Genomic DNA, 12,658 nt, shown 5'->3' on the forward strand with positions numbered 1-12,658 from the left:
AACTCCTTGCTTATTCATAAAAGGCAGCAAAAATCACTTCTGCTCGCACATCGCCTGCTTTATCATCTTTGCCATTTGTAATGGCATAAAAGCGTGCTTTTAAAGGCAATTTAAAAGCGTGCTTTTTCCCTATTACAACCTCTGCCCCGAGAGTATTCCCATTCGGGCTTAAAACAAGTGTTTCAGTGGGAGATGACGAGGCATTGTATTTTATTTCAACAGGATTACCTTGTTTGGTTAATAATTGCACGCCAACGCTATCTTTATTGGCACCTGTTTCAAGATTTGGTAACACACCTTTGGCTAATAAATCAGTCTTGTTTGTGGTATTCATTAACACAAATTTCAGTTTATTGGTTTCATTGATTAAATCGCCGCATTCTTCCACCCAAAGATCGAAATCTTTTTCGCCTGCGGTTTGGTTGGCTGTGCTAAGTTCATTGGCATACACTGTGCCGAGATCAACTTGTTTATTTTCATAGCCACTATGCACTTGGCAAGTGCCACCATTTTTAATCGTTACGGTAAATTTTACCCAACCATCAGATGCAGAGCTAAAAGGTGCCACAAATAACAAGCTGAATAAGCCTATTATTTGGCGGAATAAACCCTGCTTTTTCAATTTTTTCATTGGTTTATCCTCCATTTATTGACACACTTTTTCATATTGTTGCATTTGGGTGGCATTCTCTAAATTCACGCTGTAATCAAAATGGCATTGGTTTTGCTCGCCATTTCCCCAGCTGACTTTGATTGTGCCTTTTGGCTGTTGTAAACCACCAGCGAACAGCACACCATTTTGCACCACATAGCCGACAAATTGCCCTTGTTCATCATAAGCTTCGGATGCCATTGGCAATAATTCGCCGTTCGTACGGGTTAAGTTAAACAATACGAGGCGATTACGTTTGGTTTCAAAATCAATCACGTGAATACTATTGGCTCGCGGAATAATTTTTTTCTCCGTACCATCAAATTCAATATTTAGCGGTAAATTTTGCGGATCGATACCAATTTCATTAATGCGATAAGGCTGAGTGTAAGGCACAATGGCATTACCGAACCAATCCAACATTTGCCCTTGTCCGCTATTCACTTCCGCACCAGCTGCACCATCTGCATGCACCACCGCAAAACTGTCGCCAACAGATTCGCCAAAAGTTAATCCATGGCGATGTGCAACCACTACACCAGATAAATTAGAACTCATTTGACGAGATCCACGATTATCTCTAGAGGCGGAAGCATCAAAGTCGAAATAAGAATTACGATAACTCATATTTGCTGACATATTGCGATATCCCTCTTGTCCTGAGTTGCCATATACGCCATAACTCCATTGACTATTTTTACCAAAACTTCCATTGATACCAATTTGGCTACTGCTATTACCTGCCGAATTACGTGCGTAATTAGACGAAAGTGAATGGTTATGACCTAACGGCACACTCATACTCAAATAAATTTGGTTATCACGCTGCCCACTTTGTCGATCAATCGTTTGTGAAAAGCCGATTTGATAACTTAGCCATTTAAAACGATTCGCATAAGAGAGTTGATATTGATGATAACTGCCTGATTTATTCCAATAATTACGTGTTGCGCCAACTAAATATAAACTTCCCCATTTATCAAAATCTTGAATAATGGATAGTTGATACTGATTTTTAGGGCGAGGCGATAACACAGAAAAAAAGCTTTTCCCAATGACATGATTCGCATTAATCACGTCACTTAAACTATAAAAATCACGAGAAGAATAACGATAAGCTGCTAGCGTAATATTGGTGCGAGTGCGGTTAAAATTAATACTGTAATTACCATGTAAACTATAACCTTTTCTCACGCTTGGCTGTGTGTTCATTGCACCATTTTCATCCACAAGACTGTGCGGCAAAAAGGTACTACGAGTCCAAGTACTATCTACAGAAAACGCACCAATCGGGGTATTCAATCCTAACCCTAACGCACCTGACAAGTAATTTTTACTATAAGTCACACCCGTATTAATAGTGATATTATTATATAAACCATATTGCAACATACTTTGTGCGACATTATCAGGATAGATTTCTTCCCCGCTGCGATAACGCCCTGCAGCGAGTTGATAGCGGAATTGTCCCATTCTAATCAGTGGGGCAACATTAGAAAACGGCACGATAAATGACCGCACTTTTCCGTCTGCCTCTTTGATTTCCACCGTGAGATCGCCGTTATAGCCACTAGAATAAAGATCATCGATCACAAAAGGCCCAGGCGTGACATTAGTTTGATAAATGATATTGCCATTTTGATAAATGCTCACTACGGCATTACTATTTGCAATACCTTGCACACGAGGCGCAAAACCAAGTTGTGATGGCGAGAGCATTCGATCATCAGAAGAGATATCAATACCACGTAATGCAAACCCTTCAACAACTTGTCCAGATGTATAAAAATCGCCTAAAGTAACCAGCCCACGAATCGGTGCAAAATCTCTCTGTACATAGGTTTCGTAAGTTTGGTATGGCGTATTGTAGCTTTGACCTTCACTTTGGCTCCAACTTTTTGAACCAGAATGACGAAATGCCCAGTTACCTAAATTAACCCCTGTTCGCAAATTTAAAAACATTTGCGAAGATTGCGAACCTTGGTTTGCATAACGACTGTGGTTAATATTGTAATCAGCAAACGCTGCCACATCGCCTGTTTGCCAACGGCTTGGCGCAATGTAATCGCGAGGACGATTAATTGTTAAGGCTTGTGCAATCGTAAATTCTAAACGCTGTTGCCCTGTATTAAATACCGCTTTCCCATCAGGAATTGCTTCTTGAATAAACACGCACTCATTCTCACTTGGGGAGCGTTTGATAGCAGCTGATTCTAAATCCAACAAGGCTTCTAATTCAGGGGTAAAACAAAGCTGTGCAAAAGGTATATTTGCATTTTCATTATCACGAAAACGCAATGTCATTTCGCCTTTTTCTTTGCCATTTACCCAAACAGCAGCGGGGTATTCTCCAGGTAATACGCTGTTTTTTTGTTGAAAACGTGCAACATCAATGTTAGAACCATTACCGCCCATATTCAAAAAGCCAGCACTAAATTCCACATCTTCATCTTCTACATTCAAGCTTTCTTTTGGTGTATTTGGTACGTTTTCCGCCTTTGTATACAAGGGGAAAAAAGCCAATCCAATTAAAAAACCAATTAGACTTAAATGCGGATTAAAAGAAAATTCTCTCATAATACCTCGTTAATAATTACGTGGCTTACGCTCACGATAAAATGAATATAACCAACGATAACAATTTGAATTAAACGCGTGGGCTCACGCCCACCCTACATTAATCACTCTCACAACATTAAATATTGTGCGTATCCATTACTTGAATATATTTCATCGCATCGCCCCAACACCTCGTAGGGTGGGCGTAAGCCCATGGTAAAATGAATATATTTCATCGCATCCCCAAAAACCTCGTAGGGTGGGCGTAAGCCCACGGTAAAATGAATATATTTCATCGCATCGCCCAAAGCCTCGTAGGGTGGGCGTAAGCCCACGGTAAAATGAATGTATTTCATCGCATCCCCAAAAACCTCGTAGGGTGGGCGTAAGCCCACGGTAAAATGAATATATTTCATCGCATCGCCCCAAAACCTGTAGGGGGCATACGGTTAATTAATGGTTGATTCGCCTGCTACGTCGCCGCCATAATCATTAATTAACGACCATTTCACTTTTTGTCCGTTATTTACACCTTTTACGTCAAATTCTCCTTGGCTAAAAGGGGCGACCATCACAGCTTCAGGGGCGGATTTACCACCAACTGTGGCTTGTGTAAAAGTTAAATAATAAGGTGTTGGATTATCTGCCCAAAGTTTGCCGCCTTTGGCTTGCCAAGACACTTTTTTGTAGGCTTCTGCTGGTGGATAAGGCAAATTGCTTGGGCGGTAAAAGAGTTTTAAACGGCTACGCACCGAAAACTGCAAATAATTCGGGTTGTCTTTTAAATAGGCTTTACTTGGTTTAGGTGGAATATCCAATAAGTTAAAATAATAAAGCGATTCGCGATCTTGTGGTAAAGCTTGTGTGCCAGTAAAGGTGATACGCAAGGTTTGCCCTTGATTCCCCTCCACACGCGTGACGGGTGGCGTAATAATAAATGGCACCTGTGCTTGGCTGCCTTGTTTGTCTTCAATCCAGCTTTGCACCAAAGCAGGGGAAGAATCTTGATTATTCAATTGCACATTGAGACTGCTTTGATTCCCTGGGTAAATTAAACGCGTACCCAGAATAATCACACTAGCGTGAGCGGAAAAGGTGGCAAATAAACAGGATAAAATCGCAGAAATAAAAATAGATTTTTTAGAAAAGGACAACATACATCACTCTCTTAGCATAAATAATGATACCGAAAAGCCCACCAAAAGGTGGGCAAGGGAATAAACGTAATATTTTGATTACTCGTATGCTAAGTCTAATTCAGCTTCTGCTTTTACTTTACCTGCTTGAGATTGGCCTGTTGCGTAGTAACGGGCAAGGAAGTTTATCGCTGGCGTTGTAGAAAGATCAGTTACGCTTAATTTAGCATCAGCATCATTTTGTCCAATTTTTAATCCATTGCCGTTAATATTAGCAAATTGAATATTAACATTTGTAGCTGGATCATTAGTCTCAATATTTTTTAATGTAAACTGATTAGCAGTATCTACTTTTTCAGTATGGTTAAAAGTAACAGAGACTTTATTTTGAGTAGTTTGATGAACTGTACCTACATGTGGAGTATGAACGCCATTTGTAACGGTACAGTTTTCTAAATGAATAGTAACTAATTGTTGAGCTGCCACGTTACCTGTTTGTTTTAAACTATTTGTGCCTACTTTATCCAAAGTGACAACTTTATTTCTATCATTTGTAGAAATTTCACAAGTTTGAGTCACAACTTCACCATTAACGGTAATTTTTGCATGAGTTGCGGGTTGGTTTTGTGTTGTTACCGCCGTTGCAAACGCACTATTAGCACCAACCACCCCTAATGCTAATAAAGCTAAGATTGTTTTTTTCATTTTAAACATCCTATATAAAAACTTTAGAATAAATTTCATCCTAGATTGGATGACCACGTTTAAACCCGATAATTTAGAGTGAAAACTTACCTATTCTAAAAAAAAAAAAAAAAATGCAATCTGTATAAATATCAGGGTAATTTAATAAATTTCTTTATTTTTCTAGATATTAAGCAAAAAAAAACGCTTGTAATATAACTACAAGCGTTTTTTATATTATGTCGTATTAGTGTTTTATTCAGTAAAGCGTTTACTACATCACCGACACCGCTTTAATCTGAACATAAACATCTTGCCCAACAGCAAAACGCAGTTCATTTTGCGCCCATTTACTGATGCTTGCCCAAATCTTATGCCCTTCCACTAATACGGCAAGATCCACTCGAGAATCTTGTATCTCAATTTGTGTAATTTTGCCACGTAAAATATTACGAATGCTTGTTTGTTCTGGCTTTTGCAGTGTAATAGAAACATCTGAACTATAAATACAAACTCGCACTCGTTCGCTTACATTCGCGGGCACTTGATGAATCCAAAGTGCTTGTTCGCCTAACGAAAGTGCGGTCATTTTATAAGGTGGATTATGCAAATAAACAGGCAAGGCAAGTACACTACTCTGTTCGCTTTCCCCTTTCCAAGGGGCAAAAATAGCACTATTCCAAATTTTTTCTACGCTGTCATAGGCTTTCACAATGCCGTTTTCCATCAGCACAACGCGATCAGCTAAACGCAACAATTCGTCCAAGCTATGTGTAACATATAAAATCGGGATATTAATTTCTTTAGAAAGACGTTCCAAATATTGCATTAGCTCGCGTTTGCGGGGAACATCAAGGGCTGAAAGAGGTTCGTCCATGAGCAAAATATCTGGATCAGTCAGCAACGCGCGCCCGATTGCCACACGTTGTTTCTCTCCACCAGAAAGCGTGAGCGGATAACGCTTTAATAAATGAGTAATGCCGAGAAGATCGACAATATAGTTAAAATCATCTTGCGAGACATTTTTCATGCCATAACGCAAATTGCCTTTCACACTGTAGTGAGGAAATAAGCGCGCATCTTGGAACACATAGCCAATTTTACGCAAGTGGGTCGGCAAGCATTCTTGGCTTTCCATATCCACTAAAGTGCGGTCATTTAAACGGATAAATCCTTCGTCTGGTTGTATCAAACCACTGACAAGATTAATCAGCGACGTTTTGCCAGAGCCAGACAAACCGAAAATAGCTGTCACGCCTTGATCTGGTACTTGTATATTCGCTTGCAAGGCAAGTTGCCCGAGCTGTTTTTTCACATTAATCTGCAACATTTCCTTGTCCTAATTTTTTCTGCATTCGCTTGCTCAACCACTCTGACAATAGCAAAGAAATCAATGAAAGAATGATGGCCAATAAACATAAGCGAGCGGTTTGTTCTTCTGCACTAGGTGTTTGAATAAAAGAATACATCGCAAGGGGAATGGTCTGAGTTTCGCCTGCAATATTCGATACAAACGTAATAGTCGCGCCAAATTCTCCTAATGATCGTGCAAAACCAAGCACTAGCCCAGCTAAAACTCCTGGTAAAGAAAGTGGCAAGGTTATTGTAAAAAATACACGCCAAGCGGAAGCACCCAATGTTTGCGCTGCTTGCTCCAATTTAATATCAATATTTTCTAAAGAAAGTCGAATCGCGCGAACTACCAATGGAAAAGCAACCACTGCAGAGGAAAGCACCGCACCTTTCCAACTAAAACCAAAAGATAAGCCAAACCACTGATATAAATACTTGCCAATGAAACCATTGCGCCCCATTGCCACAAGCAATAGATAACCGATAACCACAGGTGGCAATACTAAAGGCAAATGAATTACGCCAGTAATCAGGGATTTTCCATAGAAGTTTTTGCGCGCTAAAAGCCACGCAACAAAAATGGCTAACGGCAAACTCCAAAGCATAGAACTGACGGCGACACTCAAACTTAAATTAATCGCTGAGATTTCCATTGGCGTCAAATTGAAAAATGAAAAAAATTGGGTAATCAAATAAATAGCCTCTCTGTTTAAATACCTGATTGATGGGAAAAATCCCACATTTACGAGAGATATAATAACGCGAATAACAAAGGGCAGAAATATCTGCCCTTAATAAATGTTAAAATGCCATCTTATTTTGCAGAGAAACCATATCCCACAAGCACTTTCTTCGCAGCATCTGATTCTAAATATTTCAAGAAATCGCGAGAATCCGAATTATCATGACCTTTTACAATAGAAACAGGATAAACAACGGGTTTATGGCTATCCGCAGGGAAAACACCAACTGTTTTAACTTGTTGGCTCACTTTTGAGTCAGTGCTGTACACAATACCGTAAGGTGCTTCTGCACGTTCAACTAAAGCTAATGCACCACGCACATCTTTTCCACGCGCTAAACGATCTTTTACCTTATCCCATAAATTTAATTTGGTTAATGCTTCTTCTGCATATTGACCAGCAGGCACGTGTGCAGGATCGCCAACAGATAAATAGCTATCTTTTAGTGCGTTAATCCATTCGCCTTTTGCAATATCCACAGAATTTACCGCACTTTTTGCTGGTGCGATTAAGACTAAATCATTACCCACTAAAACTTTTTCGGTTTCTTTCACAGTTAAGTCTTTTTCAGAAAGATATTTCATCCATTTATTGCTTGCAGAGACAAAAATATCTGCTGGCGCGCCTTCTTCAATTTGTTTTGCTAAAGTTGAAGAAGAAGCAAAAGAAAACACTACTTCATTTTTCGGGTTTTGTTTTGCGTAATCTTTTGCAACTTGTTGTAAAGCATCTGTCATTGAAGCCGCTGCAAATACAGTCACTTTAGCAGATGCCGCAAAAGAAAATCCTAATCCTGCGATTAAAAGTGCGGTTGAAATTTTCGTTAATTTTTTCATAAATCATCTCCTATGATTGAACGTTATTTACTTAATTATATATTGAAATAAATAACAATCATATAGCAAAAGAAAAATTATTTAGTAAAATATATAACGCTTAGGCTTACCACTTAGGATTACTTAGGAACAGCAAAATGAAAAACACCGAAATTTTACTCACGATTAAACTTCAACAAGCACTTTTTATCGATCCAAAACGAGTACGTTTACTCAAAGAAATTCAACAATGCGGTTCGATAAATCAAGCAGCGAAAAATGCAAAAGTGAGCTATAAAAGTGCGTGGGATCATTTAGAAGCGATGAATAAAATCAGCCCTCGCCCATTGCTTGAACGAAATACAGGTGGAAAAAATGGCGGAGGCACGGCACTTACCACTTATGCAGAGCGTTTGCTACAGCTTTATGATTTATTAGAACGTACGCAAGAACACGCTTTTCATATCCTACAAGATGAATCCGTGCCGTTAGATAGTTTGATCACGGCAACTGCACGTTTTTCTTTACAAAGTAGCGCACGCAATCAATTTTTTGGGCGAGTGGCACAACAGAGAATTATTGACGCCCGTTGTGTCGTGGATGTGAATGTGCAAGGCTTGCCAACACCGTTGCAAGTTTCTATTACCACCAAAAGCTCGGCGCGTTTGAAACTGATTACAGAAAAAGAAGTGATGCTGATGTTCAAAGCACCTTGGGTAAAAATCAGTGAACAACCATTAGCAAATCAACCGAACCAGTTCCCCGTAAATATCAAATCACTTAATGAAGAAGAAGCCATCTTTCAATTTGCTGAAAGCGATATTGAATTTTGTGCCACCGTCCATCAGCCAAATCAATGGCAAATCGGACAACAGGTTTGGATTTATATTGACCAAGAGCAAATTATATTGGCAACGCTGGGGTAATTCCGATGTATAACACATAAATTTAATACTTATATTTTGCATTGAGAATTTTCACTTTAATATTATTATTTATCAGATTAGGTCTAATCTATTCTGCAAACATTCCAATACTCAATGCAAAATAATTAAATTTATGCCAATCTTTAAAAGAACATATTTATTGTTTTCTGAACTAAAATAACCTCAAATCAAACAAAATTTTAAATACTATATTCAATTTCATCGGATTTCCTATTTACGTAAAAAAGTTTGATAAAGTTTTTTCAATAACGAGGTTGGCAATAAACGAGAACCAAAACGCAATGCGAAAGTAAATAATCCAGCTAACAATCCTTGAATACCCAAACGATATTTTAATTTGAACAAACGCCATTCTGCTTTGGCTTGATTGACGCCACGGCGGCGACTCACCATGCCATTTCCGACTCGTGCATAAACTAAAATATCTGGCAAATTCGCCACATATAAACCTTGTGCGACAAGTTTTATCCACAAATAATAATCTTCTTGAAGATCTTCATATCCACCACAATTAATGACCGCACTTTTTTGATATGCCACCGTCATATGATTGAATGGACAACGTTTTTGCGTGAATTTGATAATTTCTTGAGCCGACGTTGGCACATTACGATATGCCACAATATCATTTACATTTTCACCAAATTCAGCAATTTGCCCGCCAAAAATGATGGTTTCAGGATACTTTTCAATAAACGCCACTTGCTTTTCAAAACGATCAGGCACGCAAATATCATCGGTATCCATACGGAAAACCCAGTCATAAGCACAATGCAATAAACCTTCGTTCAAGGCTTTGCCTAAGCCTCGATTTTGCGGCAATTTAACTAATTTTAATGGCAGTTTTGTTTCAAATTCTGTCACAACGGATTCTAATTCTGGTGTTACTACGCCATCAAAAACCAATACAATTTCATCTGCTTGACGAGTTTGTGCAACAAGACTTTCAAAACATTCACGCAAGAATTGAGGATTTTCCTTAATATATAAGGACATTAGGACTGAAAATTTCATTTTATTTTACTTTCCTACATAAACCGTTTTAAATTAATGGCTAATTTTGGCGAAATTAAAATAACCAAAGTAATAATAAATTGCTTAATGCTTTTTGTTTTCTTAAAAATATCAAAATAATATTTTGCCGCTTTACGCGATAAATTCATGATATAGGGATAAGCCAAAATATAACTCGCATTAATATCAAAATTACGAGCTTGCTCTACCGTTTTCACATAATGCTCACGAATATAATCAATGGCTTTTTGCGTATTAGTAGTATCCGTAGACACACTTGAACGTTTAGTATGGAAAGTACAATAAGTCAGTGGTTCATTAATTTTATAAGGTTTAAAACTCGGCTCTTGTAGTAGTTTTAATAAGAAATCATAGTCTTCCAAAGAACGAAGTGCGGTGGATAATCCACCTATTTTTAGAAACATCTCTTTTTTAATTGCAACCATTGGCATGCCACCAATCTTATTGGCTAACAAAATACGTTCTGTCGAGATTTCTTGCGGTTCAATCGGTTGAGTCACATAAGTAAACCCTTCATTGACCATTTCACACTTAGCTGGATGATAAATAAAATTAATGTCTGGATTTTGCTCAATCACTTGTAATATTTTTTCACATTTTTCTGGCATAAACCGATCATCATCATCGAGAAAAAGCAACCAATCTCCCTTTGATGCACGCGCACCAATATTGCGACTTTCCGCTGCACCTTGATTGGTTTCGTTGCGGATGACCTTTACCACAAATGGATAAGATTGTGTCACTTCAACGGGGTCTTTTGAGCAATCATCCACAATAATCACTTCAAAATTACTCGATGTTTGTTGAGTTAAACTTTCTAATAAAGCTGGCACTTCTGCTTTTCGATTATAAGAAGGCACAATAATGCTTAACATAATTCCCTCCTTTAATTAGCCAAATTTCTCTTAATCGCAAAGATTTTTTTCAATGGATATTTCATTAATTTTTTAAATAAATTATTGGATAAAGATCCTCGAACACTTTCTAAATTGCTTATCAATACAGGATTTTCAATGACCATAAGAGGGCGAACCACTTTATTTTTTATATTAAAATCCTGTTCAAAGAGTAAAAAATCATCTGCTAACCAAAATGGTTTATTTTGAGAAATTTGCTGGATAAATCTTCTTGTGGCTGATTTTTTAATAAGATAGCCCACCGTGCCAGCAAAATAACTTTTATAAGGAAAAGCGTAATTTACATTGCCTGTTTTTTTGCATAAAAAAGAAAAAGTTGTGGGATAATTAATTTCTAAATCGTAATTATTAAAATCATTAATTTTGGACTGTCCAAGCAATATAATTTCAGCCTCAAGTTTTTCTGATAAAAGTGCGGTTAAATTTTGCTGAAAATTTGGGTGGAATAAAACATCATCTTCACAGACTAGTGCATAGCTATCTTCAGCGATTTCGTTGTCTTCAATAATTTTTTGGTACACAGAAAGATGGCTTAATGTACAGCCAATTTCGCCCTTAGTGACATCACGACCATAATGTACTTTAAATTGTTCAATATTAAAAATATCAGCTAATTCATCCCAATCTTTTTGCATGGTATTAATGGCAGAAAATACTTGGAAATCCTCAGTGTTTTTTTGAGAAAAGAATAATTCCCGACGTTGAATATCTTTATCTAAAGAGATCAAATATTTTTTTAACATAAAATTATTCCTTATAAAATCACTTTCCATTCTTCAATAATTTTCTCAATGCCATAATCTTCACTGATTACACGAGATTTTTCTGACATCTGTTGATAAAGTTCAGGATTATTGATTAATAAATCTAAAGCATTAACCATTTCTTCAATATTATTTTTTTCACAAAGAAAACCATTTTTTTTATTTTCAACTAATTGCTTTACGCCTGATGAACAATTAAAGGCAACAATAGGTAAACCAAATGCCATCGCCTCAATAAGCACTAGAGGCAAGCCCTCTGTTTGTGAGGGTAAACAATAAATTGAACTATTTTCATAATAAAAAGAAACATCATTAGTACGAGGAATAAAATTAACTAAATCTTCAATATCCAATGCTTTAGCAAGATTTTTTAAATTATCTTCTTCCTCGCCAGAACCCACTATTTTTAAATTCCAATCTGGATATTTTTTTGCCAAAACTTGCCAGACTTTTAATAAATAATCAAAACCTTTATAAGAAAATAAATGCCCTACAGATAAAATGGTTTTATTTTCCCATTTTGCTAATTTATTCTTTGGCAAAAGCGTATTTGGATTAGCAATACTGATTATATTGTTCTTTTTAAATTTTTCTTGCCATAGTGTTTTTTCTGCTTCTGTCAATGTAACTATTTTATCGCAAGTTGTTACAGCTAAATATTTACCGAGTGTGCGAACGAGACGATTTCCCGTAAAATTAAAAGAATAATGCTCCCATAAAATATGCTTTATATTTAAATTAACCAACGCCAAAGCAGAAAAAAGCATAATCGCACCATCAACCACAATTAAGGTATCTAGCTGTAATTCTTTAACCCATTTTCTTAATTTTCTTGTAATAGAAAAATAATCTTTTTTCAATGAATAGGGCAATTTATTCATTGCATAAATATTAATTTTTTCATCGACTTGGAAAAAAGGCTTATTACCACCAATGCTAATAAAATAAACATCATATCCCTGTTTAGCGAGAGCATTGGCAACATTAATGGAAACGCGCTCCGTTCCCCCCGTACTTTCGATATTCATAATAAAGAAACCAATTTTTTTCATC

13 protein-coding genes are annotated in these 12,658 nt (G+C 37.1%); 1 reads left to right on the forward strand and 12 read right to left on the reverse strand.

Going from position 1 to position 12,658, the window contains the following annotated elements; all coding sequences use genetic code 11:
- Window positions 1-10 precede the first annotated feature (10 nt).
- From DQN24_RS07205 to modA, 8 genes are all read right to left on the reverse strand, one after another.
- Window positions 11-631, reverse strand: coding sequence for a fimbrial protein (locus DQN24_RS07205; RefSeq protein WP_227894294.1), 621 nt, complete (start codon window positions 629-631; stop codon window positions 11-13).
- Window positions 632-646: 15 nt separating this feature from the next.
- Window positions 647-3,229, reverse strand: coding sequence for a fimbria/pilus outer membrane usher protein (locus DQN24_RS07210; RefSeq protein WP_111695619.1), 2,583 nt, complete (start codon window positions 3,227-3,229; stop codon window positions 647-649).
- Between the two features lie 110 nt (window positions 3,230-3,339).
- Complete coding sequence (locus DQN24_RS07215; protein ID WP_111695620.1) at window positions 3,340-3,627, reverse strand: hypothetical protein; 288 nt, start codon at window positions 3,625-3,627, stop codon at window positions 3,340-3,342.
- Between the two features lie 33 nt (window positions 3,628-3,660).
- Window positions 3,661-4,368 carry a fimbria/pilus periplasmic chaperone gene (locus DQN24_RS07220; RefSeq protein WP_111695621.1) on the reverse strand — a complete coding sequence of 236 codons (708 nt, stop codon included), beginning with the start codon at window positions 4,366-4,368 and terminating at the stop codon, window positions 3,661-3,663.
- A gap of 78 nt (window positions 4,369-4,446) precedes the next feature.
- Complete coding sequence (locus tag DQN24_RS07225; RefSeq protein WP_227894293.1) at window positions 4,447-5,052, reverse strand: fimbrial protein; 606 nt, start codon at window positions 5,050-5,052, stop codon at window positions 4,447-4,449.
- Window positions 5,053-5,305: 253 nt separating this feature from the next.
- On the reverse strand, window positions 5,306-6,361 hold the full coding sequence (gene modC / locus DQN24_RS07230; protein ID WP_111695623.1) for a molybdenum ABC transporter ATP-binding protein ModC: 1,056 nt from the start codon (window positions 6,359-6,361) through the stop codon (window positions 5,306-5,308).
- On the reverse strand, window positions 6,348-7,076 hold the full coding sequence (modB, locus tag DQN24_RS07235) for a molybdate ABC transporter permease subunit (RefSeq protein WP_172453983.1): 729 nt from the start codon (window positions 7,074-7,076) through the stop codon (window positions 6,348-6,350). Before modB ends, modC begins: the two co-directional genes overlap by 14 nt.
- Before the next feature lie 122 nt (window positions 7,077-7,198).
- Window positions 7,199-7,963, reverse strand: coding sequence for a molybdate ABC transporter substrate-binding protein (gene modA / locus DQN24_RS07240; RefSeq protein ID WP_111695624.1), 765 nt, complete (start codon window positions 7,961-7,963; stop codon window positions 7,199-7,201).
- 137 nt (window positions 7,964-8,100) lie between these two features.
- Between modA and DQN24_RS07245 the strand changes: the two genes are divergently transcribed.
- Window positions 8,101-8,868 (forward strand): TOBE domain-containing protein, encoded by a 768-nt coding sequence (locus tag DQN24_RS07245; protein ID WP_111695625.1) that lies wholly within the window; start codon window positions 8,101-8,103, stop codon window positions 8,866-8,868.
- Window positions 8,869-9,099: 231 nt separating this feature from the next.
- Here DQN24_RS07245 and lsgF read toward each other — a convergent pair whose 3' ends face one another.
- The 4 genes from lsgF to lsgC are packed head-to-tail and all read right to left on the reverse strand — an operon-like array spanning window position 9,100 to window position 12,657.
- Window positions 9,100-9,903 carry a lipooligosaccharide biosynthesis galactosyltransferase LsgF gene (gene lsgF / locus DQN24_RS07250; RefSeq protein ID WP_172453984.1) on the reverse strand — a complete coding sequence of 268 codons (804 nt, stop codon included), beginning with the start codon at window positions 9,901-9,903 and terminating at the stop codon, window positions 9,100-9,102.
- A gap of 14 nt (window positions 9,904-9,917) precedes the next feature.
- Window positions 9,918-10,799, reverse strand: coding sequence for a lipooligosaccharide biosynthesis N-acetyl-glucosamine transferase LsgE (gene lsgE / locus DQN24_RS07255; RefSeq protein WP_111695627.1), 882 nt, complete (start codon window positions 10,797-10,799; stop codon window positions 9,918-9,920).
- 11 nt (window positions 10,800-10,810) lie between these two features.
- Window positions 10,811-11,584 (reverse strand): lipooligosaccharide biosynthesis galactosyltransferase LsgD, encoded by a 774-nt coding sequence (gene lsgD / locus DQN24_RS07260; protein WP_111695628.1) that lies wholly within the window; start codon window positions 11,582-11,584, stop codon window positions 10,811-10,813.
- Between the two features lie 11 nt (window positions 11,585-11,595).
- A complete protein-coding gene (gene lsgC / locus DQN24_RS07265) occupies window positions 11,596-12,657 on the reverse strand; it encodes a lipooligosaccharide biosynthesis family 4 glycosyltransferase LsgC (RefSeq protein WP_111695629.1) in 1,062 nt (353 codons plus the stop codon).
- Window position 12,658 lies beyond the last annotated feature (1 nt).

The organism is Haemophilus influenzae (genome assembly GCF_900475755.1).
Lineage (GTDB): Bacteria > Pseudomonadota > Gammaproteobacteria > Enterobacterales > Pasteurellaceae > Haemophilus > Haemophilus influenzae_D.

Bases quoted from the DNA above. Each gene is read 5' to 3' on its own strand.
- DQN24_RS07205 (WP_227894294.1), bottom strand. From the start codon at position 631: ATGAAAAAATTGAAAAAGCAGGGTTTATTCCGCCAAATAATAGGCTTA.
- DQN24_RS07210 (WP_111695619.1), bottom strand. From the start codon at position 3,229: ATGAGAGAATTTTCTTTTAATCCGCATTTAAGTCTAATTGGTTTTTTA.
- DQN24_RS07215 (WP_111695620.1), bottom strand. From the start codon at position 3,627: ATGAAATATATTCATTTTACCGTGGGCTTACGCCCACCCTACGAGGTT.
- DQN24_RS07220 (WP_111695621.1), bottom strand. From the start codon at position 4,368: ATGTTGTCCTTTTCTAAAAAATCTATTTTTATTTCTGCGATTTTATCC.
- DQN24_RS07225 (WP_227894293.1), bottom strand. From the start codon at position 5,052: ATGAAAAAAACAATCTTAGCTTTATTAGCATTAGGGGTGGTTGGTGCT.
- modC (WP_111695623.1), bottom strand. From the start codon at position 6,361: ATGTTGCAGATTAATGTGAAAAAACAGCTCGGGCAACTTGCCTTGCAA.
- modA (WP_111695624.1), bottom strand. From the start codon at position 7,963: ATGAAAAAATTAACGAAAATTTCAACCGCACTTTTAATCGCAGGATTA.
- DQN24_RS07245 (WP_111695625.1), top strand. From the start codon at position 8,101: ATGAAAAACACCGAAATTTTACTCACGATTAAACTTCAACAAGCACTT.
- lsgF (WP_172453984.1), bottom strand. From the start codon at position 9,903: ATGAAATTTTCAGTCCTAATGTCCTTATATATTAAGGAAAATCCTCAA.
- lsgE (WP_111695627.1), bottom strand. From the start codon at position 10,799: ATGTTAAGCATTATTGTGCCTTCTTATAATCGAAAAGCAGAAGTGCCA.
- lsgD (WP_111695628.1), bottom strand. From the start codon at position 11,584: ATGTTAAAAAAATATTTGATCTCTTTAGATAAAGATATTCAACGTCGG.
- lsgC (WP_111695629.1), bottom strand. From the start codon at position 12,657: ATGAAAAAAATTGGTTTCTTTATTATGAATATCGAAAGTACGGGGGGA.